General features: G+C 73.3%; 30 protein-coding genes. 6 read left to right on the top strand and 24 right to left on the bottom strand.

Going from position 1 to position 26690, the window contains the following annotated elements; genetic code table 11:
- Positions 1-19 precede the first annotated feature (19 nt).
- Genes OHQ87_RS06890 through OHQ87_RS06855 form a run of 8 tightly spaced genes read right to left on the bottom strand, consistent with a single transcriptional unit; the run spans position 20 to position 8513 of the window.
- Entirely contained in the window at positions 20-940 is a 921-nt protein-coding gene (locus OHQ87_RS06890; RefSeq protein WP_328346006.1) for an SDR family NAD(P)-dependent oxidoreductase, read from the bottom strand.
- Entirely contained in the window at positions 937-2121 is a 1185-nt protein-coding gene (locus tag OHQ87_RS06885) for an acetyl-CoA acetyltransferase (RefSeq protein ID WP_328346005.1), read from the bottom strand. The genes OHQ87_RS06890 and OHQ87_RS06885 overlap by 4 nt, the downstream gene beginning before the upstream one ends.
- Positions 2111-3529 (bottom strand): zinc ribbon domain-containing protein, encoded by a 1419-nt coding sequence (locus OHQ87_RS06880; RefSeq protein ID WP_328346004.1) that lies wholly within the window; start codon positions 3527-3529, stop codon positions 2111-2113. Before OHQ87_RS06880 ends, OHQ87_RS06885 begins: the two co-directional genes overlap by 11 nt.
- 17 nt (positions 3530-3546) lie before the next feature.
- Positions 3547-4338, bottom strand: coding sequence for an ABC transporter ATP-binding protein (locus tag OHQ87_RS06875; RefSeq protein ID WP_328346003.1), 792 nt, complete (start codon positions 4336-4338; stop codon positions 3547-3549).
- On the bottom strand, positions 4335-5225 hold the full coding sequence (locus OHQ87_RS06870; protein WP_328346001.1) for an ABC transporter permease: 891 nt from the start codon (positions 5223-5225) through the stop codon (positions 4335-4337). Before OHQ87_RS06870 ends, OHQ87_RS06875 begins: the two co-directional genes overlap by 4 nt.
- A 2-nt stretch (positions 5226-5227) precedes the next feature.
- Entirely contained in the window at positions 5228-6151 is a 924-nt protein-coding gene (locus OHQ87_RS06865) for an ABC transporter permease (RefSeq protein WP_328345999.1), read from the bottom strand.
- Positions 6148-6993 carry an ABC transporter ATP-binding protein gene (locus OHQ87_RS06860; RefSeq protein ID WP_328345997.1) on the bottom strand — a complete coding sequence of 282 codons (846 nt, stop codon included), beginning with the start codon at positions 6991-6993 and terminating at the stop codon, positions 6148-6150. The genes OHQ87_RS06865 and OHQ87_RS06860 overlap by 4 nt, the downstream gene beginning before the upstream one ends.
- A 2-nt stretch (positions 6994-6995) precedes the next feature.
- Entirely contained in the window at positions 6996-8513 is a 1518-nt protein-coding gene (locus OHQ87_RS06855; RefSeq protein WP_328345995.1) for an ABC transporter substrate-binding protein, read from the bottom strand.
- Between the two features lie 196 nt (positions 8514-8709).
- Here OHQ87_RS06855 and OHQ87_RS06850 point away from each other — a divergent pair, with 196 nt between their 5' ends.
- From OHQ87_RS06850 to OHQ87_RS06840, 3 genes are read left to right on the top strand one after another with little or no spacing between them, the layout of a single operon-like run.
- A complete protein-coding gene (locus OHQ87_RS06850; RefSeq protein ID WP_328345993.1) occupies positions 8710-9447 on the top strand; it encodes an enoyl-CoA hydratase/isomerase family protein in 738 nt (245 codons plus the stop codon).
- Positions 9444-10262, top strand: coding sequence for a VOC family protein (locus tag OHQ87_RS06845; protein WP_328345992.1), 819 nt, complete (start codon positions 9444-9446; stop codon positions 10260-10262). The genes OHQ87_RS06850 and OHQ87_RS06845 overlap by 4 nt, the downstream gene beginning before the upstream one ends.
- Positions 10259-10774 carry a flavin reductase family protein gene (locus OHQ87_RS06840; protein ID WP_328345991.1) on the top strand — a complete coding sequence of 172 codons (516 nt, stop codon included), beginning with the start codon at positions 10259-10261 and terminating at the stop codon, positions 10772-10774. Before OHQ87_RS06845 ends, OHQ87_RS06840 begins: the two co-directional genes overlap by 4 nt.
- Positions 10775-10790: 16 nt before the next feature.
- On the opposite strand, the gene OHQ87_RS06835 is transcribed toward OHQ87_RS06840, so the two are convergent.
- From OHQ87_RS06835 to OHQ87_RS06810, 6 genes are read right to left on the bottom strand one after another with little or no spacing between them, the layout of a single operon-like run.
- Positions 10791-11273, bottom strand: a complete 483-nt coding sequence (locus OHQ87_RS06835) for a MaoC family dehydratase (RefSeq protein WP_328345990.1) — start codon at positions 11271-11273, stop codon at positions 10791-10793.
- The gene (locus OHQ87_RS06830) at positions 11270-12028 is read right to left on the bottom strand and encodes an enoyl-CoA hydratase/isomerase family protein (RefSeq protein WP_328345988.1); all 759 of its coding nucleotides are present in this window, start codon (positions 12026-12028) and stop codon (positions 11270-11272) included. The genes OHQ87_RS06835 and OHQ87_RS06830 overlap by 4 nt, the downstream gene beginning before the upstream one ends.
- Positions 12025-12981 (bottom strand): zinc-binding dehydrogenase, encoded by a 957-nt coding sequence (locus OHQ87_RS06825; RefSeq protein ID WP_328345986.1) that lies wholly within the window; start codon positions 12979-12981, stop codon positions 12025-12027. The genes OHQ87_RS06830 and OHQ87_RS06825 overlap by 4 nt, the downstream gene beginning before the upstream one ends.
- Positions 12981-13478 (bottom strand): nitroreductase family protein, encoded by a 498-nt coding sequence (locus OHQ87_RS06820; protein ID WP_328345984.1) that lies wholly within the window; start codon positions 13476-13478, stop codon positions 12981-12983. Before OHQ87_RS06820 ends, OHQ87_RS06825 begins: the two co-directional genes overlap by 1 nt.
- Positions 13475-14224, bottom strand: coding sequence for a nitroreductase family protein (locus tag OHQ87_RS06815; protein WP_328345983.1), 750 nt, complete (start codon positions 14222-14224; stop codon positions 13475-13477). The genes OHQ87_RS06820 and OHQ87_RS06815 overlap by 4 nt, the downstream gene beginning before the upstream one ends.
- Positions 14221-14751: a nuclear transport factor 2 family protein gene (locus OHQ87_RS06810; RefSeq protein ID WP_328345981.1), complete on the bottom strand. Its 531-nt coding sequence runs from the start codon at positions 14749-14751 to the stop codon at positions 14221-14223. Before OHQ87_RS06810 ends, OHQ87_RS06815 begins: the two co-directional genes overlap by 4 nt.
- Before the next feature lie 223 nt (positions 14752-14974).
- On the opposite strand from OHQ87_RS06810, the gene OHQ87_RS06805 reads away from it, so the two are divergent.
- Entirely contained in the window at positions 14975-16123 is a 1149-nt protein-coding gene (locus tag OHQ87_RS06805; RefSeq protein ID WP_328345979.1) for an acyl-CoA dehydrogenase family protein, read from the top strand.
- 149 nt (positions 16124-16272) lie between these two features.
- Here OHQ87_RS06805 and OHQ87_RS06800 read toward each other — a convergent pair whose 3' ends face one another.
- Both OHQ87_RS06800 and OHQ87_RS06795 read right to left on the bottom strand, forming a co-directional pair.
- A complete protein-coding gene (locus tag OHQ87_RS06800) occupies positions 16273-16908 on the bottom strand; it encodes a TetR/AcrR family transcriptional regulator (protein WP_328345977.1) in 636 nt (211 codons plus the stop codon).
- A gap of 184 nt (positions 16909-17092) precedes the next feature.
- Positions 17093-18004: a hypothetical protein gene (locus OHQ87_RS06795; RefSeq protein WP_328345976.1), complete on the bottom strand. Its 912-nt coding sequence runs from the start codon at positions 18002-18004 to the stop codon at positions 17093-17095.
- A 470-nt stretch (positions 18005-18474) separates the two neighbouring features.
- On the opposite strand from OHQ87_RS06795, the gene OHQ87_RS06790 reads away from it, so the two are divergent.
- A complete protein-coding gene (locus OHQ87_RS06790; protein WP_328345975.1) occupies positions 18475-19734 on the top strand; it encodes a cellulose binding domain-containing protein in 1260 nt (419 codons plus the stop codon).
- 162 nt (positions 19735-19896) lie between these two features.
- On the top strand, positions 19897-20367 hold the full coding sequence (locus OHQ87_RS06785) for a hypothetical protein (RefSeq protein ID WP_328345973.1): 471 nt from the start codon (positions 19897-19899) through the stop codon (positions 20365-20367).
- On the opposite strand, the gene OHQ87_RS06780 is transcribed toward OHQ87_RS06785, so the two are convergent.
- Genes OHQ87_RS06780 through OHQ87_RS06745 form a run of 8 tightly spaced genes read right to left on the bottom strand, consistent with a single transcriptional unit; the run spans position 20360 to position 26642 of the window.
- The gene (locus OHQ87_RS06780) at positions 20360-21172 is read right to left on the bottom strand and encodes an IclR family transcriptional regulator (RefSeq protein ID WP_328345971.1); all 813 of its coding nucleotides are present in this window, start codon (positions 21170-21172) and stop codon (positions 20360-20362) included. The two genes, OHQ87_RS06785 and OHQ87_RS06780, sit on opposite strands and share 8 nt — an antisense overlap.
- Positions 21169-21552, bottom strand: a complete 384-nt coding sequence (gene pcaC, locus OHQ87_RS06775) for a 4-carboxymuconolactone decarboxylase (protein ID WP_328345969.1) — start codon at positions 21550-21552, stop codon at positions 21169-21171. Before pcaC ends, OHQ87_RS06780 begins: the two co-directional genes overlap by 4 nt.
- Positions 21549-22325, bottom strand: a complete 777-nt coding sequence (gene pcaD, locus OHQ87_RS06770) for a 3-oxoadipate enol-lactonase (RefSeq protein ID WP_328345967.1) — start codon at positions 22323-22325, stop codon at positions 21549-21551. Before pcaD ends, pcaC begins: the two co-directional genes overlap by 4 nt.
- Positions 22322-23668 carry a 3-carboxy-cis,cis-muconate cycloisomerase gene (gene pcaB / locus OHQ87_RS06765; protein ID WP_328345965.1) on the bottom strand — a complete coding sequence of 449 codons (1347 nt, stop codon included), beginning with the start codon at positions 23666-23668 and terminating at the stop codon, positions 22322-22324. The genes pcaD and pcaB overlap by 4 nt, the downstream gene beginning before the upstream one ends.
- On the bottom strand, positions 23637-24209 hold the full coding sequence (pcaG, locus tag OHQ87_RS06760) for a protocatechuate 3,4-dioxygenase subunit alpha (protein WP_328345964.1): 573 nt from the start codon (positions 24207-24209) through the stop codon (positions 23637-23639). The genes pcaB and pcaG overlap by 32 nt, the downstream gene beginning before the upstream one ends.
- The gene (gene pcaH / locus OHQ87_RS06755) at positions 24202-24954 is read right to left on the bottom strand and encodes a protocatechuate 3,4-dioxygenase subunit beta (RefSeq protein ID WP_328345963.1); all 753 of its coding nucleotides are present in this window, start codon (positions 24952-24954) and stop codon (positions 24202-24204) included. The genes pcaG and pcaH overlap by 8 nt, the downstream gene beginning before the upstream one ends.
- Positions 24955-24966: 12 nt before the next feature.
- Positions 24967-25809, bottom strand: a complete 843-nt coding sequence (locus tag OHQ87_RS06750) for a CoA-transferase subunit beta (RefSeq protein ID WP_328345961.1) — start codon at positions 25807-25809, stop codon at positions 24967-24969.
- A 14-nt stretch (positions 25810-25823) separates the two neighbouring features.
- A complete protein-coding gene (locus OHQ87_RS06745; RefSeq protein WP_328345959.1) occupies positions 25824-26642 on the bottom strand; it encodes a CoA transferase subunit A in 819 nt (272 codons plus the stop codon).
- Between the last annotated feature and the right edge of the window lie 48 nt (positions 26643-26690).

Raw genomic sequence — 26690 nt, 5'->3', positions numbered from 1 at the left:
CCGATGGGGTTCGCGCGGTTCAGGCGGACGGTCCGGACGGCCCGCCGAGGACCCGTTGGATCAGGGTGACCTCGTCGGCGCCGCTGTCCGGCACGATGAAGTCGTCGAGTCGGCAGATCTCGTCGACCGCGTCGAGGATGTCGTCGGGCGAGGCCGGCGCGGTCCCGCCGTACCAGCCGGGGGTGACGCCCAGGAAGATCCGCCCGACCCGGCCGCCGCCGACGGTGAGGATGTGCCGGTTGAGCTGGCACTGCTCCGAGGCGAGGAAGGTCGCCACCGCGGCCACGTGCTGCGGGTCGAACCGGTCGGTCAACTCGCCCAGGAGGTTCTCGGTCATCCGGGTCGCCGCCGTGGGCGCGATCGCGTTGACCAGGATGCCCCGTCGGGCGCCCTCCAGCGCGAGCACGTTCATCAACCCGATCAGGCCGGTCTTGGCGGCACCGTAGTTGGCCTGGCCGAAGTTGCCGAACAGGCCGGACGACGAACTGGTCAGCACGATCCGGCCGTACCCCTGGGCGACCAGGTGCGGCCAGGCAGGGCGCAGGACGTGGAACGCGCCGGCCAGGTGCACGTCGAGCACCGCGCGGACGTCCTCGTCGGTCATCTTGGCCAGCGTCCGGTCCCGCAGGATGCCGGCGTTGTGGATCACGGCGTCGAGCCGGCCGTAGGCGTCGATCGCCCGGCCGACCAGGTCGGCGCCCCCGGCGGCGGTGGCCACCGAGTCGGTCGAGGCGACGGCGGTGCCGCCGGCCGCGCGGATCTCCGCCACCACCTGATCGGCCGCGCCGGAGGAGCCCGAGCCGTCGACCGTCCCGCCGAGGTCGTTGACGACCACCGACGCGCCGTGCGCGGCGAGGGTCAGGGCGTGCGCCCGACCGATGCCGTTGCCCGCCCCGGTGACGACGACGACCCGGCCGTCGAGGGTGACCCGGGCGCTCATCGCTCGTTCCCCAGGACCGCCACGAACGCGACGCAGGAGCCCGGTTGCCCACCGAGGTTCTGGGCCACCGCCAACCGGGCGTCGGGCACCTGCCGCTCACCGGCCTCCCCGCGCAGTTGGGTGAAGCACTCGAACATCATCCGCAGCCCGGTCGCGCCGATCGGGTGGCCGAACGACTTGAGCCCGCCGTCGGTGTTGACAGGCAGCGCCCCGTCGGGGTCGTAGCGGCCGTCGAGGATGTCCCGCCAGGCCTTGCCGCGGGCGGAGAAACCGAGATCCTCCATCAGCACCACCTCCGTCGGGGTGAAACAGTCGTGCACCTCGGCCAGCGAGATCTGGGTCGCCGGGTCGGTCACCCCGGCCTGCGCGTACGCCTCGCGGGCGGCGGTGACCACCTCGGGGAAGGTGGTGAAGTCGTAGCCGTCGGCGGCCAGCCCGGACCCGGAGCCGGCGACGAAGCTCATCCCGCGCAGGTAGACCGGATTGTCGGTGTACCTGTGGGCGTCCTCGGCCCGGACCAGGATCGCCGCCGCCGCGCCGTCGGAGACGCCCGAACAGTCCATGACGCCGAGCTGACCGGCGATCCGGGGGGACCGTTCCACCGTCTCGGCGGAGACGGCCCTGCGGAACTGGGCGCGTTCGTTGCGGGCGCCGTTTGCGTGGTTCTTCACCGCGACCCGGGTCATCGCGGCGCGCATCTCCCGCTCGTCGATCCCGTAGGCCGCCTGGTAGGCGGGGGCGAGCAGGGAGAACCCGGCCGGCGCGGTCCAGTCGACGTCGGTGCCGTCGGCGGGTGGGAAGACCGCCGACAGCCCGGAGTACGAGGAGTCCTTGAGCTTCTCCACCCCGGTCGCCATCACCATGTCGTACGCCCCGGAGGCGACCGCGAAGGCCGCGTTGCGCAACGCCTCCGAGCCGGTGGCGCAGTAGTTCTCCACCCGGGTCACCGGCTTGCCGGTCAGCCGCAGCGGTCGGGCCAGGGTCTGCCCGGACAGGCCGGACCCCTGGGTGCCGACCCAGAACGCGTCGACGTCGTCGAGGGTGACGTCGGGCAGCGACCCGACGCACTCCTGCACGGCGTCGACGAGCAGGTCGTCGGCGGAGGAGTTCCAGTGGTCCCGGAACGGGGTGCAGCCCATCGCGACGATCGCGACGTCGTGGGTGGTGCGCCTACTGGCCATCGGCGGTGTCCTTCCCTGGCGCGGCGTCGGCGGGTGCCGGGCGGAGCTTCCAGAAGTAGTTGTGGATCGAGTCGGTGGTCCAGAGCCGGCGGAAGGTGGGGGTCATCGGCATGCCCACCACCACGTCGCCCGGTGCCACGTCGGTGGCGTACGCGCTGAGCCGGCCGCCGCCGTCCACGTCGGCGACGACGATCGCGACGTCCGGTTCCGGCATGGTCGTCAGGTGGTCCCGGGTCACCGAGACCACCCGGGCGGTGCGGTCGCGCAGCGAGACCTTCCCGGTCGCGGCGTCCGACCCGGCGATGCCGCAGGACGCGCAGACCCGACCGGGCGGCGTGGTGACCCGGCCGCAGGCGTCGCACCGGCTGCCCTCCAGCCGGTACTTCCAGCCGGCCCGGCGGTGCATGGGCGGGGCCGCCGGGGCCGGGGCCGCCGGCCGGGCCGGGCCCTGCACGTCGAGCAGCCCACGCCAGCGCAGGTAGCGGCCGTAGCCGAGGCGCTGGCGGGCGGCGAGTTGCGCGCGGACGGAGGGGCCGCCCCGGGCCACGCGTACCCCGTCGCCGACCCGCAGGACGAACGCGTCGGCGCCCTCGGTGGCCGACAGCAGCAGGATGGTCTGGCCGGGTTGCGCCTCGTCGAGCGCCGCCGCGAGCAGCAACCCAGGGTGGGCGGCGCCGGTGAAGCCGGTGGCCCGTTCGATGGTCGCGTCCTGCCCCGTGCCGCCGAGCGCCTTGCGCAGCGCGGTCGCGGCGCGCGGGTTCGACGACGACACGACGACCTGGTCGACGGCGTCGAGGGACGCCTCGGCCAGGGCGCGGCGGGCGGTGTCGAGGCCTGCGGCGACGAGGATCTCGGCGGTGAACCGTTCGTCCCAGACCCGGTCGTGCCGTTCTCCGGGCAGCCGCCAGCGGTCCAGCACCTCGGTGGTGTGGCCGGCGCGGGCCAGGAGCACGGCGGCCCGCGCACCGCCGACGAACGCCGCGGCGGCGTCGCCCTGGGCGAGTTCGTCGGGGGCGCCGGGGCGGGTGGTCCGCACGTCGGCCAGGGCCGCCGTGGCGCCGGCCCGGACCACCAGGTCGAGGGCGGACGCGCCGGCCCGGTGGCCGCGCAGGTCGAGCGCGGTGACGCCGGGGTCGAGCCCCAGCGCCTCGTGCGCCACCCCGGCCGAGGTCTTCGCCTCGTACGGCGCGCTGGTGGTGGCCAGCAGCAGGTGCCGTCCGGCCGGGGTGTCGGCGGCGACGTGGCGCAACACCTCGACGGCCATCGTCACGGCGTCCTCGTCGTAGCCGGCGACGCTGCGGGCGGGGCCACCGGTGCGCGGCGGCGTGGTCGGGTCGAGTCTGTTGTCGTCGAGCACGTACGCCGGGAGGTAGGCCGCGTAGGCGTCGATGCCGGGCTGGTCGGGCATGGGGCGCGGGTTCTCCTTCAGCTCCACGAGGGAATGGCGGCGAGCAGGCGTCGGGTGTACTCCTGCTGCGGTTGGTCCAGCACGGTCAGGGCGTCGCCCTGTTCGACGACCCGCCCGCCGCTCATCACCGCGATCCGGTCGCACAGGTCGCTGGCGAGCATCAGGTCGTGGGTGACGAAGAGCAGGCCGATGCCGAGTTCGTCGACCAGGGTGCGGAACAGGTCGACGACCTTGGTCTGGGTGGTGACGTCCAGGGCGGTGGTGCACTCGTCGGCGATCACCAGCGCGGGGCGGGTGACGACGGCGAGTCCGATGGCGACCCGTTGCCGCAGGCCACCGGAGAGCTGGTGGGGGTAGCTGGCCAGCACCCGGGCGGGATCGGAGATCCGCATCTGCGCCAGGACCTCCACCGAGCGCCGTTCGACCTCGGCCCGGGTGATGCCCCGGACGTGCCGGCGCAGCACCTCGGCGAGCTGGGTGCGGACCTTCATCAGCGGGTTCAACGACCGCGACGCGTCCTGGAAGACCATGCCGACGGCGCTGCCCCGGACCCGGTCGGTCCGGTCGACGCCGGGGGCCACCACCTGCTCACCGGCGACCGCGATGCTGCCCCGGTCGACCCGTACGTTGCGGTCGAGCAGGCCGACGACGGCGCGGGCCAGGGTGGTCTTGCCGCTGCCGGACTCGCCGACGACCCCGACGATCTGGCCCCGGCGGATCTCCAGGTCGACGTCGTCGAGCAGGCGCAGCTCGTCGACGGCGAGCCGGGCGGTGATCGACAGCCCGGTGAGCTTCAGCAGTGCGGTCATCGCCGCCTCTTCCGCGGGTCGTGGTGGGTGAGCAGCGCGTCGCCGAGCAGGTTCACCAGCAGCACCAGCCCGGTGATGGCGAGCCCGGGAAAGAAGGCGATCCACCAGGCCTGACTGAGCTCGTCCTGGCCCGACGCCAGCATCGAGCCCCAGCTGTTCATCGGCGGCACCACGCCCAGGCCGAGGAAGCTCAACGCGCTCTCGACCAGGATCGCCGTGCCGACCTGGAGGGTGCCGAGCGCCACGATGGTGCCGGCGAGGTTGGGCAGGACGTGTCGGAAGACGATCCGGGGTTCGGACGCGCCGGCCGCGCGCAGGCCGATGACGAACTGGCGTTCCCGGATCGCCAGGGTCGCCGCCCGGGTGACCCGGGCGCACACCGCCCAGCCGGTGAGCGCCAGCACCAGGAACAGCACCGGCAGCGAGCTGCCCCGGTTGGCGATGATGGCGAGGGCGACCAGGATGAACGGCAGGGCGAGCTGGGCGTCGATGAGGATCGAGATGACCCGGTCGACACCACCCCGGAAGTAGCCGGCCAGCAGGCCGAGCAGTGTGCCGGGCCCGATCGCGACGAGCGCGCCGACCAGGCCGATCACGATGGTCAGCCGACCGGCCGAGACGAACTGGGTGAGCAGGTCCTGGCCGAGCTTGTCGGTGCCGAGGGGGTGCGCCCAGCTGCCGCCGGCGAGGAACGCGGGTGGCCGGCGGGTCGCGGCGAGGTCCTGACCGCCCTCCGGCAGCAGCCCCGTCAGCGGCAGCACGAACACCCCGACGGCGGCCACCGCCAGCGGCAGGGCCAGCCAGAAGACCGAGGTACGCCCGCGCCGGCCGGCCCGGCGGGGCGGCGGCACGGTGCCCGCGACGGGGTCCAGTTCGAGTTGGCTCATGGTCACCTCACCCTCGGGTCGACGATCGAGTGCAGGACGTCGACGAGCAGGTTCAGCACGACGAAGACCAGCGCCCCGAACACGACGATCGCCTGCACCAACGGGAAGTCCCGGAACTGGATGGCCTGCAACGCGAGCTGCCCGAGCCCCGGCCAGGAGTAGACGTACTCGACGGCGACCGCCCCGGAGAGCAGGATGCCGGTCTGGAGCACGACGATCGTCAGGATCGGCATCATCGCGTTGGTGAAGGCGTGCCGCCACACCACCCGGTGGGTGCTGATCCCCCGGGCGCGGGCGGAGTCGATGTACGGCTCGGCCAGCGCGTCGCTCATCGACGCCCGGGTGAGCCGGGCGATGTGCGCCATCGGGTAGACCGACATGGTGAGCGCGGGCAGGACCAGGTGCTTCGGGCTGCCGGACTGCCCGGCGGGCAGCCAGCCGAGTTGTACGGCGAACAGCACCACGAGCATCATCCCGAACCAGAAGACCGGTACCGACTGGCCGAGCAGGGCGACGGTGGAGGCGCCCCGGTCCCACCAGGTGCCCTCCCGGGTCGCCGCGAGCACCCCGAGCGGGATGCCGACCAGTAGGGCGAGGGCCATCCCGGCGCCGACCAGTTGCAGGGTGAACGGCAGCCGGTCGGCGATCATCGCGGTGTTCGACTGGTAGAACTGCAACGACTGGCCGAGGTCGCCGGTGAGCACGCCCTTGAGGTAGTCGAGGTACTGCACGGCGACGGGCAGGTCCAGGCCGAGCTGGTGGCGCAGCGCCTCGCGTTGCTCGGGCGGGGCCATCGGGCCGAGGATGGTGGCGGTCGGGTCACCGGAGAGGCGGCCGAGCAGGAACGCCAGGCTGAGCGCGATGAGCAGCGAGGCGAACAGCGACGCGAGCCGGCCGCCGACGCGGCGTACGGTGCTGGCCTTCATCGGCGGGACCTCCAGCGCGCGCCGGGCATCGCGGCGAGCAGTTCGCGGGTGTAGTCGTTCTCGGGGGCGCCGAAGACCCGGTCGCAGGGCCCTGCCTCGACGACCCGGCCCCGGTGCATCACGTGCACGACGTCGCAGAGCGAACGGACCACGGCCAGGTCGTGGCTGATCATCAGCAGCGCCGCGCCGGTGGTGGTCCGGATCTCCCGCAGCAGGGCCAGCACGTCGGCCTGGACGGAGACGTCGAGGCCGGAGGTCGGTTCGTCGGCGACGATGAGACGCGGTCGCATGAGCAGCGCGCGGGCGATGCAGACCCGCTGTGCCTGGCCCCCGGAGAGCTGGTGGGGGTAGCGGTCGAGCAGGTCCGGGGCGAGCCGGACCCGGCCGAGCAGGTCGGCGTCGTCGATCCAGGAGGTCCGCTCGGGTTGCAGGGCGCGTAGTTCCCGCAGCCCGGACCGGACCGACTGGCGGGGGTCGAGCGAGCCGTGCGGGTCCTGGAAGACCACCTGCACCTCGGGGCGCAGCCGCCGCAGCCGGGTGCGGCTGATCGCCGAGAGCGAGTGGCCGAGCAGCCGGACGTCGCCCCGGCCGCGCGGGCCCAGCCCGGTCGCCGCCATCGCGAGCGTGGTCTTGCCGGAACCGGACTCGCCGACGACGGCGACGCTCTCGCCTGCCGCGATGCGCAGCGACACCTGGTCGACCGCCCGGAAGAGCGAGCCGGTGCCGCCGTCGCGGTGCTCGACGACGAGGTCGTCGACCTCCAGCACGGGGAGGTCCGACGCCGGGGTGCGGGGGTGCCGGGCGAGGTCGCCCGGCACCCCCGTCTCCACTACCTCGGACATCGTCAGCGGGTCGTCTTCGTGAAGTCCACGGTGTTCAGCGGGCCGAACACCACGCCGGAGACGCCGGGTCCGTTCGCGTAGTTGAACACCTGCCGGTACAGCGGCACGTAGCAGTGCTTCTGGACCACGCCGATCGTGTTGAGCTGCTCGTAGATCGGGGTGGCCTGCTGGACGTCGTCCTGCTCCAGGGCCTGCTGGGCGAGGGTGTCGATCTGCGGGTCGGGGCAGTTGCCGGTGATCGACTTCGTCTTCATGAAGCCGCTGACGAAGTAGTCCGGCACGGCGACGTTCGGCACCCCGGCGAAGATCGAGATGCCGGGCACCTGGCGGCCGATGATCCGCTTGACCAGCGTGCCGTAGTCCAGCGGCACGTAGCTGACCTTGAAGCCGGCCTTCTCCAGGCTGCCACCGACGGCCTGGGAGACCTCTTCGATGTTGGTGTACTGGGCCGCCGGGTAGGTGATCTGCACGGTCGGGCTCGCCCCGCCGACCAGTTCCTTGGCCTTGGCGACGTCGGCGGTCACGCTCTGCGTCGGCTGCTGGCCGGGCTTGACGTTGAGCAGGCCGGCGTCGGCCACCGCCTGGCCGTCGAAGATTCCCTTGACGATGGCGTCGCGGTCGATGGCCAGGGCCGCCGCCTCGCGCAGCTTGGGGTCGTCGAACGGCGCCTTGGTGGAGTCGAGGAAGGCGATGATCTTGATAGCCGTCTCGGTGCTCACCACGTTGACGCCTGCGGACTTGGCCGCGCTCGCCTGTGCCGGCGGCAGGTCGAAGGAGACGTCCACGCTCTTGCTCTGGATCAGCGCGAGCCGCTGGGCGGCCTCGTTGGCCCAGGTGAAGGTGACACCGGTGTTGGTCGCCTTGGTCCCCCAGTAGTCGGGGTTGCGCTTGACCGAGATGTCCCGGCCGGCGTTCCCGCCCGCCCAGACGTACGGGCCGGTGCCGACGGGTGCGGCGGCGAAGCCTTCCGAGCCCTTCTCCTGGTAGTACTTCGGCGGCACCAGGTAGACGGTGGTGAGCAGGTCGGGGATGTCGTACTGCGGGGTCTTGGTCTTCACCACGACGGTGGTGGCGTCGGGCGCCTCGATGGCGGTGACGTTGCCGAAGTACGACTTGAGCTGCGAGGCCGCGCTGTCGCGGGTGAGGGTGATGGTGTTGGCCACCGCCGCCGCGTCCGCCTTCTCGCCGTTGCTGAAGCTGATGTCGGGACGGACCTTGAACGTCCAGGTCGTCGCGTCGGTGCGGGTCCAGCCGGTGACCAGGCCGGTGTCGGCCGGGGCGAGGTCGCTACCGGTGTTGATCAGGGGTTCGAGCATCGTCGCCCAGACGATCTGGGCGGAACGCGCCCCGACGATCGGGTCGAGGGTGGCCGGCTGAGCGGCGAGCAGCGCCCGGATGGGGGCGGTGTCGGACGAGCCGGTGCTGTCGGAGTCGGAGCCGCCGCAGGCGGTGAGGCCGGCGCTCGCGACGGTCAGGGCGGCGACCAGTGCCAAGGAGCGCCGGGAGCGCAGGGATTTCATGATCATCATGGTGTCCTTCACGGCGATGGACCCGTCATGTCTCCGCGTGAGGCAGCGGTGACGTTCGCCACAAAGTACCGACCAGCCGGTATCAAGTCAACGGGTCGACCGGGTATCCCGCTCGTGACATTCGCGTGACAAAGGCCGGCCGACCAGCGACGTTGTATTCATACCGACCGGTATGTATGATGCTGCCGTGACCATCACCCTCACTCATGGGCACGACGGCCGCCTCGCCCGGGTCCGCTACGACAACGCGGCACGCGGCAACTGCTTCGACAGCGCCGCGCTGCACCACCTCGTCGACACCCTGGAGACCGCCGCAGCCGACGACAGGTGTGCGGTCGTCCGCCTCGACCTGGCAGGGAAGCACTTCTGTGCCGGCTGGGACACCTCCTCCTTCGCCGCGCTGGCCGACGCCACCCGGGAGGCGGTCGCGGCCGACCTGCGGGCCAGCGACGCGGCGCTGCACCGGATCAGACGGCTGCCCGTGCCCGTCGTCGCCGGCGTCCGGGGGCGGATCATCGGGTTCGGCGTCGGTCTGCTCAGCGCCGTGCACCTGCCGGTCGCCGCCACAGACGCCCGGCTGTCCCTCCCGGAGGCGCGGTACGGCTTCGCCCCCGCCGGTGTCGGCCACACGATCGCCCGGTCGGTGCCCCGGCAGCAGGCCTACCACCTGCTGACCGGCGCGGCGACCGCGACCGCCGAACAACTCCTCGGCTGGGGCCTGGTCGTCCGGGTGGTCGCCGACGACGACCTGGACCGGGCGGTGGACGACCTCGTCGACACCCTGCTGGCCGTGCCGGGTGCCACCCTGCGGGCGGTGGTCGAGGTGGTCGAATCGAGCCTGGCCACCGGCACCGCCGACCAGGCGTACGACATCTCGGCGCGCACGGTCGTCGCGGGCCGCACCACCCGGGGAGCAGGCGGATGAGCCCCCGCTTCAAGCCCGGCGAGGCGGTCTGGGTGGAGCTGTGCACCCCCGACCCGCAGCGGGCCGAGGCCTTCTACGGCGCGCTGCTCGGGTGGACGGTCCGCGCCGAACGGCTGGGTGCCACCACCTACCGGATGTGCAGCATCGACGGGCGGGACGTCGCCGGGATCTCCGACGCCACGACCCTGCACGGCGGCCGGCCCCGCGGTTGGCTCGCCTACTTCGCCGTCGACGACGTCGCCGCCTCCGCGCGGCAGGCGGTGGCGCTCGGCGGCGAACTGGTCACGCCACCGCGCTACCTGCCGGCGGCCGGCACCGGTGCGGCGGTCGTCGACCCCTTCGGCGCCGCCTTCGGCCTCTACCAGGGTGAGTCGCGCGTCGGCGTCCAGGCGGTCAACTCGGTGGGCGCGCTGTGCTGGAACGAGCTGGACACCGGCGAGCCCGCCGAGTCGGTGGCCTACTACCGCGCCCTGTTCGGCTACACCACCGCCCAGCGCGACGACTCACCGACCACCCGGCCCTACACCGTCCTGATGCTCGGGGACGTCCCCGTCGCCGGGGTCCTCGCCCTCGACAACGCCTGGCCGAACCTCATCCCGTCGAAGTGGATCACCTACTTCGCCGTCGCGTCCCTCGACGAGGCGCTGGCCCGGGTGACCGCCCTCGGCGGGCTGCCGACCGTCGGGCCGGTCGACAGCCCGCACGGACGCCTGCACCTGGTGAAGGACCCGGACGGTCACACCCTCTGCCTCATCCAGCTCGAAGACGGGCTCCGTCCCGACCACGACTCCTGCGACCCGGCGGTGAACCGATGATGGCCGAGCCCCTGTTCGACTCCGCCGAGTTCCGCCAGGTGTGCGGACACTTCCCCACCGGCGTGACGGCGGTGACCGCGGTGACCGCCGACGGCGTCGTCGCCGCGTTGACCGTGAACTCGTTCACCTCGGTCTCGCTGGAACCGGCGAAGGTGCTCTTCTGCGTCACCAGCTTCTCGTCGAGCTTCCCGGTCCTGCTGGCGTCCGACCGGATCGCGATCCACATCCTCAGTCAGGACCAGCAGGACGTGGCCCGCAGGTTCGCCACCTCCGGCCTGTCCGGGGCCGAACGGCTCGCCGGGGTGTCCTGGGTACCCGGCACGGACGGCGTACCGCTGCTGCCGGACACCCCGGCTATCCTCACCGGGCGGCGCGACGAGGTGGTCACCAGCGGGGACCACGTGATCATCCTGCTCGACGTCGACCAGGTGCACCTGAAGCCGACGGACGTGCCGGCGCTGTCGTTCTACCGCGGGCGGTTCGTCACGCCGTCCCGGACGGCGACCGAGTGAGCGCCGGCAACCGGTCTCAGGCGTCGTAGTAGCGGAACAGGATCTCCGCCACGTAGCAGGGCTGCGACGCCTCGGCGAACTCCACCACCACCGACGCCTTGGCCTGCACCCCGCCGGCCGAGCCCTCCCCCGCCGGGGCGATCGGTGTCGCCGAGACGAGGGTCGCGGTGGCCTGGATCGCGGTGCCCGGCGGCAACGGTCTGATGAACCGGACCCGGTCGAGGCCGTAGTTGACCCCCATCGAGAAGGTCCGCACCTCGAGGATGTCGGCGAGCAGCCGGGGGACGAGCGCCAGGGTCAGGAACCCGTGCACGACGGTGCTGCCGAACGGCCCGGACCGGGCCCGCTCGACGTCGACGTGGATCCACTGGTGGTCCCCGGTGACGTCGGCGAACTGGTCGACCTGCTGCTGGGTCACCACCTGCGGCGCGCTGACGCCCAGTTCCGCGCCGACCAGTTCCAGCAGGTCGCTCGGGGTGTCGACGGTGGTTCGTCTCATGGCGCGCATCGGTGGGACTCCGTTTCCGGTGGTAGGTCCACGGCGGCCGCCTGGCCGGCGAGGTGCGTGGTGAGGGTCGCCCACTCCCGGTCCCAGGCGGCGTCGGTGACCACCGGACGGGCGAGGTCCAGCATCCGCCGGACCGCCGACTGGTCGAGGGCCGCGATCGCCTCGGTCAGCGCGTCGACGTGCGGGACGAGGTGATGGTCGGGCACCGCCGCGCTGACCAGTCCCCGACCTGCGGACTCCTCGGCCGACCAGGTCTCGCCGGTGATCAGCAGGCGGCGGGCGAGCGCCGGGCCGACGGCGAGCGGCAGCAGGGCACTGGACCCCCAGCCGGGTACCTGGCCGACGGCGAGGTGCCGGTCGCCGATCCGGGCGCTGTCGGCGGCGACGGCGAGGTCACAGCCGAGCAGCAGTTCGAGGCCGCCACCGAAGGCCGCCCCGTTGACCGCGGCGACGGTGGGCACCGGGGCCGCCCGGATGCCGCGTACCAGGCGGCGGCCCCGGTCGAGGAAGGTCAGCAGCGCGGGCAGGTCCCCGAGCAGGGCGGTGGCCTCGGCGAGGTCGGCCCCGGCGCAGAAGCTCCGGCCGGTCCCGGTGAGCACGAGCACCCGGACGTCCGGGTCGGCCGCGCCGGCGAGCCACCGTTCGAGCCCGGCCAGCACCGTGCTGTCGCAGGCGTTGCCGGCACCGGGACGGTCGATCCGCGCCCAGAGGGCGGCCCCCCGCCGGGTCAGCACCACGGAGGTCACGTGAGGCTCACGCAGAGCTTGCCGAACCCGGTGCCGGCGAGCATCCGGCCGGCCTGGACGCGGATGTCGGCGAGGTCGACGACGCTGTCGACGGTGGGCCGGACCCGGTGGGTGTCGACGAACCCGACAAGCGCCACGAACTCGTCCAGGGTGCCCATGGTCGCGCCGTGCACGCTGATCTCCCGGGCGAACAGGCGCGGCAGGTCCAACTCGGCGGTGAAACCACTCGTGCCACCGCACACCACGATGGTCCCGCCGGCCCGGGTCGAGCGGGTCGAGTGGGCGAAGGTGGCCGGGCCGACGGTCTCGACGACGATGTCGGCGAGTTCCGGCGTCCGCGCGCCGCTGTCCAGGGCGACGGCCGCGCCGAGGGCCAGCGCCCGCTCCCGCTTGGCCGGGGATCGGGAGGTGACGATCACGGTGGCACCGGCGGCCACCGCGAGGCCGATCGCGGCGGTCGCGACCCCGCCGCCCGCGCCCTGCACCAGTACCACCCGCCCGGGGGCGACCGCCGCCCTGGTGAACAGCATGCGGTACGCGGTGAGCCAGGCCGTCGGGAGGCTGGCCGCCTCGGCCCAGCTCAGCCCGGCCGGTTTGGGGACGAGGTGCGCCGCCGGCACCACGATCCGTTCGGCGAGGACCCCGTGCCCGGCATCGGGGAGCAGCCGCGCGTGGCGGACGGTCCGGCCGTTCGGCGCGGTGGGCAGCACGGGGTAGACGATCACCTCCCGGTCCCCGGCGACGCCGGCCGCGTCGCTGCCGATGACCCGGTGCCCGGCGGGCGGCGTGGTGCCGATGCCACGCAGCGTCCAGATGTCGTGCATGTTGAGCGCGCCGGCCCGGACCTCGACCTCCACCCAGCCCGCAGGCGCCACCGGGGCGGCGAGGTCGCCGACCCGCAGCGCGTCGACCGGGTCGTCGGCGCAGGGCGTCAGGACGTGGGCGGCTCTCATCACGCCGCCGATCCGGCCCGCTCGGTGGGCCCGTTCCAACTCGCCACGTCGGCGAGGTCGGCCCGGACGGCGGGGCGGAAGTCGAGCCCCCGGGTGTAGGCGACCGGGGCGAGGGTGACGGGTCGCCAGTCGTCGGGCAGGCCGAGCACCTCGCGTACCCGGGTGGCCCGGTGCTGTCGCGCCTGGGCCTGCGGGTCGGCGCGGACACTCGGCGACAACCGGGCGGTGGTCGCCGCCTCGCCGCCGGCCAGAGGCTGCGCGACGGTGGCGTCCCAGATCTCGGTGTACAGCTGGGACAGTTGCCGTTTGAGCGTCGGGTCGTCGACCGCGACGATCCGCCAGTCCTCCAGGTTGGAGCCCATCGGCGCCTGCTGCGCGAGGCGCAGGCACTCCTCGATGACGGCCCGGCCGACGGGTCGGTCGAGGTCCATCCGGCGGCGCACCGCACGGGTGGTGGTCAGCACCTCGTCGATGTCGGTGATCACCTTGCTGCTCATCCGTGGTCCTCTCCGGTGAGGCGGTCGACGGGCTTGTCCCGGTAGGGCAACGGCGTCCCCCACCGGTCGAGATAGCTGACGCTGTCGACGGGCCGGCGGGCCGCGACCCTGAAGTCGGTGCCGACTGTGTACGCGACCGGCAGCATGGTGATCTGCACCGCGTCGTCGGGGATGCCGAGCAGCACGGCGACGGACGCCGCGTGGTGCAGGTGCAGGGTGGTGATCACCGTGCCGAGCCCCCGGGCCCGCAACGCCAGGTTGAACTGCCAGATCGCCGGATAGAGCGACCCGTAGAGGGCGGAGTTGGTGCCGGGGCCACCGGTGGCCGGGTCGGGCCGGGTCGCGCAGGGGATGACGAGGTACGGGGCCCGGCCGATGTTCCGCGCGAGGTGTTCGGCACCGGCGAGGATGCGTGCGGTCCGGGCACTGACCGTGCCGTCGGCGTCGACACCGCCGAGGCGGCCCCGGACGAGGTCGCTGTCCGCGCCCGCCGCGCTGTGCAGCGGCTGGTGCACGTACTCCTGGTAGGCGGCGTGGTAGAGCTTCGCCAACTCGGCCTTGAGGGTCGGGTCGCCGACGACGAGCCAGCGCCAGTCCTCCGCGCCGCCGCCGGTGGGGGCCTGCACCGCGAGTTGCAGGCACTCGCCGATCAGGCCGATCGGCACCGGGCGGTCGTAGTCGAGGCGCAGCCGGACCGACCGGGTGGTGGTCAGCACGTGGTTGAGGTCGGTGAAGGGCAGGGTCATCGACCGACCTCCGCGTCGTGGCCCATCAGGTCGGCGACGTGCAGGGTGTCGCAGTACTCGCGGACCCCGGCGATGCCCCCGGGCTGGACGTCGACGACCCAGAGATAGCGGTTCTGGTAGCGGGAGCCGTCCCCGAGGGTGGCTTCGCCCCGGGCCTCGACGGCGACCAGGGTGTCGTCGACGACCCACCGCTCGGCGGTCACCTCGACGGCGGCCGACCGGTACGCCCCGCCGGCCAGCCGCGCCCGCAACGCGGCGAGTTTGCCGGTCATCGCGACCCGGCCGTGCAACGGGCCGGCGTCGAGGTCGCCCCACCGGTGCTGCCGGCCGAGGTCGCGGCGGCGGCCGGAGTCGGTCCACCAGGTGGCGTCGGCGGTGAACAGCGCGCCGAACGCGTCGAGGTCGCCCCGGGCCAGGGCCGGCCACGGGGCCAGCGCCGTCGCCAACGCCGCGGGCAACGGGAAGCGCCCGCTGCCGTGCGGAGCGAGGACCGGGTCGCCACCGCGTCGGTCCGGGCCGGTGTCCACCCACCAGGTCGCGTCCCCGGCGCACAGCCGGGCCAGGCCCCGAGGCTGCCCCGGTCGAGCGCGGAGATGAAGTCCATGCCTGCCCGGACCGCGCGGGTCATCCGGCCTCCTACATTCCGACTGGTGGGTATCTAACACCTCCGGATCGGACAACTCAAGGGATGCCTTTCATACCGACCGGCTGGTATTATCTCCGGCAGGCATTTCGACGAGGGGGTTTGCGGTGTTCGAGGCGTACCAGTTGCCCGAGGAGCACGCGGCGGTCCGGGAGGCCGTCCGGGCGCTGTGCGACGACAAGGTCGCGCCGCACGCCGCCACCGCCGACGAGACCGGCGAGTTCCCCCGGGCCGGCTACGACGCCCTGCGGGCCGCCGATTTCCACGCCCCGCACATCCCCGTCGAGTACGGCGGCGCGGGGGCGGACGCCCTGGCCACCGCGATCGTGATCGAGGAGGTGGCCCGCGCCTGCGCCTCGTCCGCCCTCATCCCGGCCGGCAACAAGCTCGGCACGATGCCGCTGCTGCTGGCGGGGTCGGAAGAACTCCGGCGTCGCTACCTGCCGCCGGTCGCCTCGGGTGAGGGGATGTTCTCGTACTGCCTGTCGGAGCCGGAGGCGGGCAGTGACGCGGCGTCGATGAGCACCCGGGCGGTGCGTGACGGTGATCACTGGGTGCTCAACGGGGTGAAGCGGTGGATCACCAACGCCGGTGTCTCGGAGTTCTACACGGTGTTCGCGGTGACCGACCCGGCCGCCCGGTCCCGGGGGATCTCGGCGTTCGTGGTGGAGAAGTCCGACCCGGGGGTCAGCTTCGGCGCGCCGGAGAAGAAGCTCGGTATCAAGGGCTCCCCGACCCGGGAGGTCTACCTCGACAACGTGCGGATTCCGGCCGACCGGATCATCGGTGAGCCGGGGACCGGGTTCGGCACCGCGATGCGGACCCTGGACCACACCCGGGTGACGATCGCCGCCCAGGCCGTCGGGATCGCCCAGGGCGCACTCGACTACGCCAAGGGTTACGTGCGGGAGCGTAAGCAGTTCGGCAAGGCGGTCGCGGAGTTCCAGGGCGTGCAGTTCACGCTCGCCGACATGGGCATGAAGCTGGAGGCGGCCCGGCAGTTGACGTATGCGGCGGCGGGGAAGTCCGAGCGCGGCGACGCCGACCTGACCTACTTCGGTGCGGCGGCCAAGTGTTTCGCGTCGGACGCGGCGATGGAGATCACCACCGACGCGGTGCAGTTGCTGGGCGGGTACGGCTACACCCGCGACTACCCCGTCGAACGCATGATGCGCGACGCCAAGATCACCCAGATCTACGAAGGAACCAACCAGGTCCAACGCATCGTCATGGCCCGCCAGTTGCTCGCCGACTGACGATCGGCTGACGGTCACCCGGCGGACGATCCATCCGCCTGACGGCGGCGTTGCGGGCCGGCGCCCCGTCCGGGCCAGGTCACCGAGCGCCCGTCCCCGGCCGCCCACGGGCATGCCGACGCCACCGGATCAGCCACCGGGCCGGGCGGTCAGGCGGACAGGCCCTCCAGCACCATCGCGCTGAACTGGCGGGCCACCTCGTCGACGCTGAGCGGACCACCCACGTTGAGCCACTGGTAGGCCCAGGCGCACATGCCGACCAGCCCGAAGGTGGCGATCCGCGGGTCGACGTCCGCGCGGAACACACCCCGGGTGACGCCGTCGGCGATCATCCCGGCGAAGGCCGCCTCCACCAGCCCACGCTTGCGGGTCACCTCGGCGAACAGGTCACCGGTGAGATAGCGCCGCTCCTGGTAGAAGATCGTCACGTGGGCCCGGTACTCGGCCACGCTGGTGAGGCTGAACCGGATCAGCTCCCGCACCCGGACGGTCGGGTCGTCACTGTCCGCCTCGATCTTCTGGATCGCGGCGAGCTGCGCCTCCAGGTACTCCTCCTGGATGTGCCGCAGCAGGTCGTCCTTGCTGGCGAAGTGGTGGTAGAAGGCACCCTTGGTGAGCTGTGCCTGGTCGGCGATCTCCTGCACCGAGGTACGGTCGAAGCCACGCTGCTCGATCAGCCCCAGCGCACTCGTGATCAACGAGTTGCGGGTGTTCTCCGGGTCGTACCCGTCCGGCCAGCGTTGCCGGCGTCGGGTCGACTCCGGGCGAGACGTCGCACGCGCCATTGGTGGCCTCCTGTCCCGTGTACAGCCACACAATGCTACCGTCCGGTCGGAAGGAACCGAAGAGAGCCACCCCGGTCAATCCGCCCGAGAAGTTTCGCGCACGATCCACCCGCCGGGAAGACCCCCCGCAGATGCCAATGGGTCCCACGGGCCGCCAGGGGAGGACCGGTGGTACGGGCCGGACTCAGCGCCCGGTGTTGTTGCCCGGCCGGCCGCGACCGGCCCCCGCAGCCCGGTGGCCGACGCGCGGCGCGCGTACCACCGGGGAGGCTCCCGATCCGGGGCGAAACTCCCGGGCCGCACCGGCCACCATCTCGTCGGGGTCGTCGGCGAGCACCTGCCGCAGGTGCGGCGGAACGACCTCCGACGTCGCCACGGCCATCCGCACCTGCACCGACCGGTCGTCGACCAGAAGGCGCAGATCCGCCTCATCCAGCGCGACGGCGAGCACCAGCGCGGCGCGGACGTCCGGCACCGGGTCCTGGGCGAGCGCGCTGCGGTGGGCGGCGGTGGTGCGCGGATTGCGGGCCAGCCCCTTGCGCACCCGTGCCGTCCGGTCGGCCAGCAACGCGGTGATCACCTCGGGGTCGTGGGTGTGGATGGCGAGCCGTTCCCGCACCTCGGGTGAGACGTCGGCGACCAGCCGGGCGGCCAACTCGGGCTCCAGGTCCCGCGACTCGGCGAGCAGACCACGAAGCTCCTTGTCCGCAGTCTGCGCCATCACCCGCCGTACCGATTCGTCGCAGGCCGGGTTGCCGGCGACCGCCCAGCGGACCCAACGGTCGGCGTCCTTGACCAGGCGCAGCAGGTTGGCGATCGAGGTCGAGGGGTTCTTCGCCACCGCCTCCCGGACGTGCCGGTCACCGTCACGGGCCAGCGGTCGCAGCGCCTGTGCCGGCGCGTCTGGACGGCTGGCGACCGCCTTGCGGACCACCGCCGACGGGTCGGCGGCCAGGTCGATGAGCGCCAGGTGGGTGGTGCCGGGATCCTGCGCGATGGCGAGTCGGGCGTCGACCCCGCCATCCGTCGCACCCTGCGCCGCGGCACCCGACCCACTGTGACGGTCGGTCCCACCGACGTCCTGCTGCTTGCCCATGGGCGTCATCATGTCACGGGCCGGGTGGGACGCTGCGGGCCCGACCGGCGCTGCGCGGGGCGGTGGAACGATCTGGTGAGGTGATCGCCGAACAGCCTGCCGACGACCTCCGTTCACCCCGGGCCCAGGTCCTGTCGAGATGGACTGCTGGCGACGGTTCGCCGACACCGACCCGGATCCGCCCCCGCACCTGCTGCCGAACCCCTGGCCCCGCCCGCAGGCCAGGGAGACCTTCCTGGCCGGGCTGACCACGTCCACGGCCCACCAGCCGGGCAACACATTGACACTTATCGTTGCCTCGGTGATAGTGACCGCACACCGCCGACCGCCTGCGGGACTGCGGCCGGGTGGTCGACGCGTCCCCGCCGACCCGACCCATGGCCGGCGCCGACCTCCCCGGTCGGGGCCCGGCCGCACAGTCGCCACCGCCGCCGCAGGGGGTGCCATCGCCGACGTCCGCTGGAGGATGCATGACAAGGAGATCGAAGATCTACGCGGGCCTGGTGGCCGCCATCGTGCCGGCGGCCTCCGTGCTCATGGTGCTCGGCGCGACACCGGCCGACGCCGCGGTCGGCGGCTCGGGCCCATATCCGGCCGACTACGAGACCTCGACCAGCCTGCCCAACCACACCATCTTCCGGCCCCAGACCCTGCCGTCGGAACGCCTGCCCATCCTGGTGTGGGGCAACGGTGGCTGCTCGGCCAACGGCCTGTCGCAGGGCAACTTCCTCCGCGAGATCGCCTCCCACGGCTTCCTGGCCATCGCCAACGGCGGGCCGAACGCCTCCGGCTCCACCAACTCGCAGATGCTCACCCAGTCCATCGACTGGGCGGTCGCGGAGAACTCCCGCCAGGGCAGCAAGTACTACAACCGGATCGACACCGGCAAGGTCGCCGTGGCGGGCTTCTCCTGCGGCGGTCTGGAGGCGTACGCCGTCTCCAACGACCCGCGCGTCACCACGACCGGCATCTTCAGCAGCGGCCTGCTCAACGACGCCGACGACTACCAGCTCAGACGGCTCACCAAGCCGATCGCCTACTTCGTCGGCGGGCCCAGCGACATCGCCTACCCGAACGCCGTCGACGACTGGGGCAAGCTGCCGGCCGGGCTGCCCGCCTTCATGGGCAACCTGAACGTCGGCCACGGCGGCACGTACGACCAGCCCAACGGCGGCGAGTTCGGCCGGGTGGCGGTGCTCTACCTCAAGTGGCGACTCAAGGGCGACACCACCGCCGGCAGCAACTTCGTCGGCCCCGACTGCGGGCTGTGCCGCACCCAGTGGGCCGTCCAGCAGAAGAACCTGACGCTCGACGGCCCGCCGCCCACCACCCCACCGCCGACCACGCCGCCACCCACCACGCCGCCACCCACGACTCCCCCGCCGACCACGCCGCCGCCGACCACCCCACCGCCCACCACGCCGCCCGGCGGGAACACCGGCTGCACCGCCGGCTACGCAGTGCAGGACCAGTGGAACGGCGGATTCGTCGCCAACGTCAGCGTCACTGCGGGGACCAGCGCGCTCACCGGTTGGCGGGTCACCCTCACCCTGCCAGGCGGCACGTCGGTCAGCTCGGTGTGGAACGGCGTCGCCAGCGGGACGAGCGGCACCATCACCGTCACCAACCAGAGCTACAACGGCCGACTGGGCGCGGGGCAGAGCACCAGCTTCGGGTTCCAGGGCACCGGAAGCGGCACCGGCGCCACCGTCACCTGCGCCGGAGGCTGACCACCCACCGCACAGCCGGTGGAGCAGACCGTTTGGCGGGCCGGTGCCTGGGCACCGGCCCGCCGCACATGGGGGCGGACGGGACGGCGGCGGAGAAGCGCCAGGGCGCCGGAACGACGAGCGGGGCGCCGCAACGACGCACCGGTGTTCTAGGGTGCCGGCATGACGAGTGCACCCCGGGAGGCGGAAACGCCCATCGGGCCGGTCGGCGCACTGCTCTGCCGGCTGCTGTTCCTGGCTATCTGTCTACCCGGCCCGGTCCTGCTCGCCGCCGACCTGACGGGGGGCCTGCCGGTGCCGCCCGGGGAGCGCTGGGGCCTGCTCGCCGGTGAGGTGTTCACCACGATCGTCGGGGTCGGTTTCGGCGCCTTCGGCTGGCGGGTGGTCAGCCGGTCCCGCCGGGACGCGCGGCAACTCGACGCCGCCGGTGTCGCCGCCACTGCCGAGATCCTCACCGTGGCACCCCACCTGGGTGGTGAGGACCCGGGGCTCGTCCTCCACCTGCGGATCCGTGGACCCGGCTTCGCCACCTTCGAAGCGGACACGATCCGGCCCGACGACCCGGGACTCGTGCCCGGCGCGCTGCTGACCGCCGTCGTGGAGCCGACGACCCGCCTCTACCGGGTCAGGTGACGGTGCTCGCGGCGGGAGAAGAGCCGGCTCCCCGCAGGTCCTCCTCGATCCGCCGCGCGGCGGCCAGCAGCGGTGGGAGCAGTTCCCGCCGGATCAGCTCGAAGGACCCCCGGGTGGCGTGGGCGGAGAGGTTCACCGCCGCGATCACCGAACCGTTCTCGCCGTGGATCGGCGCGGCCAGGGACCGCAGTCCCTCCTCCAACTCCTGGTCGACGATCGCGTACCCCTGGGCGGCGATCTTCGTCAGGAGTGCGCGCAGTTTCACCGGGTCGGTGACGGTGCGCCGGGTCAACGGCCGCAGTGGCGCGGTGGTGAGGTAGTCGTCCAACCAGTCCGCCGGTTGCGCGGCGAGCAGCACCCGGCCCATCGAGGTGGCGTACGCGGGGAACCGGGTGCCCACGCTGATGCCGACCGTCATGATCCGCTTGGTGGGCACCCGGGCGACGTAGACCACCTCGTCGCCGTCGAGCACCGACACCGAGCAGGACTCGTGCACCTGCGCGACAAGTGCCTCCATGTGCCGCTGCGCGATCTCGGGCAGGCCCAGGCCCGACAGGTAGGCGTAGCCGAGGGCGAGGATCCGCGGTCGCAGCGAGAAGAGCCGGCCGTCGGTGTGCACGTACCCCAACTCGACGAGGGTGAGCAGGAACCGGCGGGCGGCGGCCCGGGTCAGCCCGGTCCGCCGGGCCACCTCGCTCAGGGTGAGCTGCGGATGTTCGGCGTCGAACGCCCGGATCACCGCGAGTCCGCGCTCCAGCGACTGCACGAACTCCGGCGACCGCGCCGCCTCCCCGCCCACCCTCACCCAGCCTCCTGCCGCAGGACCTCCCGGGCCACCCTGAACGCCCGGTTCGCCGCCGGTACGCCAGCGTAGACGCCCACCTGGAGCAGCACCTCCGCCACCTCCTGACGGCTCAGGCCGTTGCCCAGCGCGGCGCGCACGTGCATCGCCAATTCCTCGTCGTGGTGCAGGGTGGCGAGCACGGCGAGGGTGACCACACTGCGGCTACGCCGGTCGAGCCCCGGTCGGCTCCACACCTCGCCCCAGGCGTAGCGGGTGATGAAGTCCTGGAAGTCGGCGGTGAACTCGTCGGTGTCGGCGACCGCGCGGTCGACGTGCGCGTCACCGAGCACCTGTCGGCGTACCGTCATGCCGGTCTCGTGCCGCTCGCGGTCGTCCATCATCCACCCGGTTCCTCGTCGACGTGTTCCCGCAGGAGTCGGCCCACCCGCGCGGGCTGCTCGACGTTGGCCAGGTGCGCCGCCGCGTCGAGGACGACCAGCCGCGCACCGGGGATACGGGCGGCGATCTCCCGGGCGTGCGCCACCGGGGTCGCCGGGTCGTCCGCGCCCGCGACGACGAGTGTCGGCGTGTCGATCCGGCCCAGCGCGGGGCGCAGATCCATGGCAGCGATCGCCTCGCAGCAGGCCGCGTAACCGGCCGGGGAGGTCGCGGTCAGCATGGCCCGGTGTGCGGCGACCACGTCCGGGCGGGCGGCGGCGAACGCCGGGGTGAACCAGCGGTCCACCACCGCGTCGGCGATCGCCGGGAGACCACCGGCGCGTACCGTCGCCGCCCGCGCCCGCCACCGCTCGGCCGGGCCGAGCGACGCCGACGTGCAGAGCAGCGCCAGCCGCCGCACCCGGTCGGGGGCGTGCGCGGCGAGCCACATCCCCACCATGCCGCCGAGGGACAGCCCCGCGTAGTGGACCCACGGCACGCCGAGGTCGTCAAGCGTCCGCAGCAGCTCCCGACCCAGCAGATCCAGGGTGTACGGCCCGGCCGGCACCGCCGAGCGGCCGTGACCCAGGTGGTCGTACCGGATCACCCGGAACCGTTCGGCGAGCGCCGGGACCTGCGGTTCCCACATCGCGCCGGTGGTGCCGAGGGAACTGCCGAGCACCAGCACCGGCGCGGCGGCCGGACCGTCGACGGTGAGGTGCAGCCGGGAGGTCACTCCCCCGCCGCCCGGACGGCGGCCAGCGCCCGGTCGACGAACAGGCCGGCCGACCCGAGCCAGCGGTACGGGTCGAGCGCCTCGTCGACCTCCACCTCGGACAGGTGCGCGCGGATCTCGGGGTCGGCGAGCAGCGCGGCCCGGAACGAGGGTGCGGCCGCGACCCGGGTGACCAGGTCGTGCGCGACGGTACGCCCGACAGCGGGGGCCAACCGCGCGGCGACGGCCTCGGCGAGCACCAGCCCACCTGTCGCGTCGAGGTTCGCCCGCATCCGCTCCGGACGGACCTGCAGCCCGGCCAGCAGCCGGGCACACCGGCCGGCGGCACCACCGGCCAGGCGCAGCAGGTCACACAGCGGCTCCCACTCGGCGTGCCAGCCGCCGGTGGCCCGCTCGTGTTCCTGCACCGCCGTGGCGAACAGGGTGGCGACCAGACCAGGACCACGTCGTACGGCGGCACCGATCAGGATCGAGTCCACCGGGTTGCGCTTGTGCGGCATGGCCGAGGAGCCACCCCGACCGGCGCCACCCTCGGCGACCTCGCCGATCTCGGTCCGGGCGAGCAGGCCCACGTCGAGGGCGACCTTGCCGGTGGCCGCGAGCACCCCGCCGAGCGCGGCAGCCAGGTCCAGGCGGGGCTGCCGGCGGGTGTGCCAGGGCAGCGCACTCGTGGGCAATCCCAGGTGTACGGCGAACCGCGCGGCGACCTCGGGCCCGGCCGGGCCGAGCGCGGCGAGGGTGCCGACCGCACCGCCGAGTTGGGCGGGTTGCCCGACCCGCGCCTGCCGCAGCCGGTCCCGGGCCTGCGCCAGGCCGGTCAGCCACCCGGCGGCCGTGAGCCCGAAGGTGGTGGGTGCCGCGTGCTGCCCTAGGGTCCGGGCGACCAGCACGGTGTCCCGGTGGGTCTCGGCGAGCCGGGCGCAGTGTTCGACGGCGGCGTCGAGGTGACCCAGCAGCGGACCGAGCGCCCGCACGGCCACCAGGCTCAGCGCGGTGTCCAGGATGTCCTGGCTGGTCGCCCCGAGGTGCACCCAGGGGCGGGCGTGCTCGGGCACGGCGGCGGTCAGCTCCCGCACGAGCGGGACGACGGGGTTGCCGGCGGCGTCGGCGGCCCGGCCGAGCGCGACCGGGTCGTACCGCTCGGGGCGGCACCGGGCGACGATCGCATCCGCCGCCGACGCGGGCAGCACACCGGCGTCCGTCCCGGCCATGGCCAGTGCGGCCTCCCCGTCGAGCAGTGCCCGCAGCAGGGCCGGGTCGCCGAGTTCCGCGTCCACGTCGGGGGTGCCGGAGAGGCCGGAGAGCAGGCCGTCAGACGGCGAAGAAGACGGTCTCACGGTCACCCTGCAAGCGGATGTCGAAGCGGAACCCGTCCGGCGCGGTGGCGGCCAGCAGCGTGTCGCGGCGGTCGGCGTCCAGGCTGCGCAGCACCGGGTCGACGGCGTTGGCCGCCGGCTCGTCGGGGAAGTAGAGCCGGGTGACCAGGCGGTGCAGCAGCCCCCGGCCGAGAACCGACAGGTTCAGGTGCGGGGCCTCGGTGCCGCCGTCCGGGTCGGGCAGCGAACCCGGCCTGACGGTCAGCAGCCGGTAGCACCCCTGGTCGTCGGTCTCGCTGCGGCCGAAGCCCCGGAACCCCGCGAGCGCGGGCGGCCAGGCGCCGCGCGGGTCGTCCGGATGGTCGAACCGGCCGTCCGGGTCGGCCTGCCAGCTCTCCACCAGCGCGTCGACCACCGGTGCTCCGGTGCCGTCGACGATCCGGCCCCGGATCCAGAACGCCCCCGGGGTGCCCTCGGGGACGACGTACGGGCCGTCGGGCCAGTGCAGGCCGATGCTCAGGTACGGCCCGACGGTCTGCGCCGGGGTGACCCCCAGCCGTTCACTCATCGTCGTCCCCGTCCTCGAAGGGGGTGCCTTCCCGGCCGCGCAGCACGAGGTCGAACTCGTACCCCAGCGCCCACTGCGGCACGGTGGCGGCGTGGTCGTAGCGGGCGACCAGCCGTTCCCGGGCCCTCGGGTCGCGCACCGAGTGCAGCACCGGGTCCTGGAAGAAGAGCGGGTCGCCGGGAAAGTACATCTGCGTCACCAGCCGTTGGGTGAACGCCCGGCCGAAGAGCGAGAAGTGGATGTGCGCCGGCCGCCAGGCGTTGTCGTGGTTGCGCCAGGGGTAGGCGCCGGGCCGCACGGTGACGAACCGGTAGCGCCCCTGGTCGTCGGTGAGTGCCCGGCCCACCCCGTCGAAGTGCGGGTCGAGCGGGGCCGGCCAGGTGTCGTTCGCGTGCCGGTAGCGCCCTGCGGCGTTGGCCTGCCAGATCTCGACAAGCGTGTGCGGCAGCGGGCGGCCGTCGCCGTCGCGGACCCGGCCGTGCACGATGATCCGCTGCCCCTGCGGTTCCCCGTCGTGTTGGCGGGTCAGGTCGTGGTCGAGGTGGCCGAGCCGTCCCTCGCCCAGCAACGGCCCGGTGATCTCGGTCAGCCGCTGCGGCAGGTGGGCCAGCGGCTGCCGCGGCGCCCGCGCCACGGTCGACAGGTAGTCGGGGCTGAGCAGCGGCGGGTGGACGTCGACGTCGTCGCGCCGGTACGCCGGCAGCACCGGCGCGCCGCCGACCCGGTGGGTGGTGTCCCCGGTCATCGTCGTCTCCCCTCAGGCGTCCGGCACCACGGCCACCGGCCGGCCGGTGGGGGCATCAGCCGGTCGCCGGCCGGTGGGGGCACCCGCCCGGCCGGGGGTGCCGTGCGTGGTCGCCTCCAGCGCGCGCAGCACCGACAGCTCGTCTGCCGTGGGCGGGTCGCCCGTGGTCAGTGGGTCGGCGACGGCGAGGTCCCAGCCGGTGGCCGCCCGCGCCTGTTCCCGGGTCGCGCCGGGATGCAGCCGGGTCAGGGTGAGCTCGCAGGTGACCGGATCGGGTTCGAGGACACCGAGGTCGGTGATCACCAGGCGGGGGCCGCCGCCGCGCAGGCCGAGCCGTTCCCGGTCGCCCGGGCCCGCCCCGTACCCGACCGAGGTGACGAAGTCGACCCGGTCGACGAAGGTGCGGCGGCTCTGCCGGACGATCACCACGACCTCGCCGCAGGAGGCGGCGATCTCCGGTGCCCCACCGGCGCCGGGCAGCCGGACCCCCGGGGCGGCGTAGTCGTCGCCGACGACAGTGGTGTTGAGGTTGCCGTACCGGTCGAGTTGCGCGGCGCCGAGGAAGCCCACGTCGATCCGGCCGGGCTGGAGCCAGTAGTTGAACACCTCCGGCACCGACACCACCGCGTCGGCGGTGTCGGCGAGGATGCCGTCGCCGATGGACAGTGGGAGCCGGTCCGGTTTCGCACCGAGGCAGCCGGACTCGTAGACGAGCACCAGGTGGGGGGCGTGGGTGGCCCGGGCGAGGTTCGCCGCCGTGCTGGGCAGACCGATCCCGACGAAGCAGGCGGTGCCGTCGCGGAGCTGTCGTGCGGCGGCGACGGTCATCATCTCGTCCGCGGTCCAGTCCGCCATCGTGTTCTCCCCGCTCACGTCGCCACTCCGGCCCGGTGCACGTGCCGGTCGAGCCAGGCGCGGAAGGTGTCCCGGTCCCGGCTGACGGCGTCCCAGGCCCGGTAGAAGTCGTTGTCCCGGACCGAGTAGCCCTGGGCGTAGGAGGGGTGTGCGCCACCGGGCACCTCGGCCACGGCGGTGACCGCCCAACCCGGCAGTACGACCTGCCCGGGCACCGGGGTCAACTCGTCCACGATCTCCTCGACGGTGACCAGTGACCGGTGCGCGGCGAGCACCGCCTCCTTCTGCACCCCGGTGATGCCCCACAGCTGCACGTTGCCGGCCCGGTCGGCGCGCTGCGCGTGCACCACCGTCACGTCCGGGCGCAGGGCCGCCACGGCGGTGAGGGTCTCCCCGGTGAAGGGGCAGTCGACCGGTCGGACGTTGGCCGTGTGCCGGGGCAGGTCGGTGCCGGTGTAGCCGCGCAGGACGGCGAACGGCAGCCCGGATGCCCCGGCCACGTAGCGGTTGGCCATCCCCGCGTGGCTGTGCTCCTCCAGCTCCAGCGGACCCGGCCAGGCGTGCTGCACGGCGTCCCGGAAGCGGTGCAGCGACCCCACCCCCGGGTTGCCGCCCCAGGAGAAGACCAGGCGACGGGCACAACCCGCCCCGATGAGCTGGTCGTAGACGACGTCGGGGGTCATCCGGACCAGGGTCAGCTCCCGCCGGCGCTGGCGGATGATCTCGTGGCCGGCGGCGAACGGGATGAGGTGGGTGAACCCTTCGAGGGCCACCACGTCACCGTCGCGGACCAGGTCCGCCACGCCGTCGGCCAGCGGGACCAGCTTCGCCATGCGCTTCCCCACCTCCCACGGATCTGGGCCACCCCGGCTGTTCGCCAT

Origin of the sequence: Micromonospora sp. NBC_00421, from assembly GCF_036017915.1 — a bacterium.
GTDB lineage: Bacteria > Actinomycetota > Actinomycetes > Mycobacteriales > Micromonosporaceae > Micromonospora.
Note: the sequence above shows the minus strand (reverse complement) of the source record. Positions and strands in the feature narration are given on the sequence as shown.

Excerpts from the sequence above, each read along its gene's own strand:
- OHQ87_RS06890 (WP_328346006.1), bottom strand. The coding sequence starts at position 940 with ATGAGCGCCCGGGTCACCCTCGACGGCCGGGTCGTCGTCGTCACCGGG.
- OHQ87_RS06885 (WP_328346005.1), bottom strand. The coding sequence starts at position 2,121 with ATGGCCAGTAGGCGCACCACCCACGACGTCGCGATCGTCGCGATGGGC.
- OHQ87_RS06880 (WP_328346004.1), bottom strand. The coding sequence starts at position 3,529 with ATGCCCGACCAGCCCGGCATCGACGCCTACGCGGCCTACCTCCCGGCG.
- OHQ87_RS06875 (WP_328346003.1), bottom strand. The coding sequence starts at position 4,338 with ATGACCGCACTGCTGAAGCTCACCGGGCTGTCGATCACCGCCCGGCTC.
- OHQ87_RS06870 (WP_328346001.1), bottom strand. The coding sequence starts at position 5,225 with ATGAGCCAACTCGAACTGGACCCCGTCGCGGGCACCGTGCCGCCGCCC.
- OHQ87_RS06865 (WP_328345999.1), bottom strand. The coding sequence starts at position 6,151 with ATGAAGGCCAGCACCGTACGCCGCGTCGGCGGCCGGCTCGCGTCGCTG.
- OHQ87_RS06860 (WP_328345997.1), bottom strand. The coding sequence starts at position 6,993 with ATGTCCGAGGTAGTGGAGACGGGGGTGCCGGGCGACCTCGCCCGGCAC.
- OHQ87_RS06855 (WP_328345995.1), bottom strand. The coding sequence starts at position 8,513 with ATGAAATCCCTGCGCTCCCGGCGCTCCTTGGCACTGGTCGCCGCCCTG.
- OHQ87_RS06845 (WP_328345992.1), top strand. The coding sequence starts at position 9,444 with ATGAGCCCCCGCTTCAAGCCCGGCGAGGCGGTCTGGGTGGAGCTGTGC.
- OHQ87_RS06840 (WP_328345991.1), top strand. The coding sequence starts at position 10,259 with ATGATGGCCGAGCCCCTGTTCGACTCCGCCGAGTTCCGCCAGGTGTGC.
- OHQ87_RS06835 (WP_328345990.1), bottom strand. The coding sequence starts at position 11,273 with ATGAGACGAACCACCGTCGACACCCCGAGCGACCTGCTGGAACTGGTC.
- OHQ87_RS06825 (WP_328345986.1), bottom strand. The coding sequence starts at position 12,981 with ATGAGAGCCGCCCACGTCCTGACGCCCTGCGCCGACGACCCGGTCGAC.
- OHQ87_RS06820 (WP_328345984.1), bottom strand. The coding sequence starts at position 13,478 with ATGAGCAGCAAGGTGATCACCGACATCGACGAGGTGCTGACCACCACC.
- OHQ87_RS06815 (WP_328345983.1), bottom strand. The coding sequence starts at position 14,224 with ATGACCCTGCCCTTCACCGACCTCAACCACGTGCTGACCACCACCCGG.
- OHQ87_RS06800 (WP_328345977.1), bottom strand. The coding sequence starts at position 16,908 with ATGGCGCGTGCGACGTCTCGCCCGGAGTCGACCCGACGCCGGCAACGC.
- OHQ87_RS06795 (WP_328345976.1), bottom strand. The coding sequence starts at position 18,004 with ATGGGCAAGCAGCAGGACGTCGGTGGGACCGACCGTCACAGTGGGTCG.
- OHQ87_RS06790 (WP_328345975.1), top strand. The coding sequence starts at position 18,475 with ATGACAAGGAGATCGAAGATCTACGCGGGCCTGGTGGCCGCCATCGTG.
- OHQ87_RS06785 (WP_328345973.1), top strand. The coding sequence starts at position 19,897 with ATGACGAGTGCACCCCGGGAGGCGGAAACGCCCATCGGGCCGGTCGGC.
- pcaC (WP_328345969.1), bottom strand. The coding sequence starts at position 21,552 with ATGATGGACGACCGCGAGCGGCACGAGACCGGCATGACGGTACGCCGA.
- pcaG (WP_328345964.1), bottom strand. The coding sequence starts at position 24,209 with ATGAGTGAACGGCTGGGGGTCACCCCGGCGCAGACCGTCGGGCCGTAC.
- pcaH (WP_328345963.1), bottom strand. The coding sequence starts at position 24,954 with ATGACCGGGGACACCACCCACCGGGTCGGCGGCGCGCCGGTGCTGCCG.
- OHQ87_RS06750 (WP_328345961.1), bottom strand. The coding sequence starts at position 25,809 with ATGGCGGACTGGACCGCGGACGAGATGATGACCGTCGCCGCCGCACGA.
- OHQ87_RS06745 (WP_328345959.1), bottom strand. The coding sequence starts at position 26,642 with ATGGCGAAGCTGGTCCCGCTGGCCGACGGCGTGGCGGACCTGGTCCGC.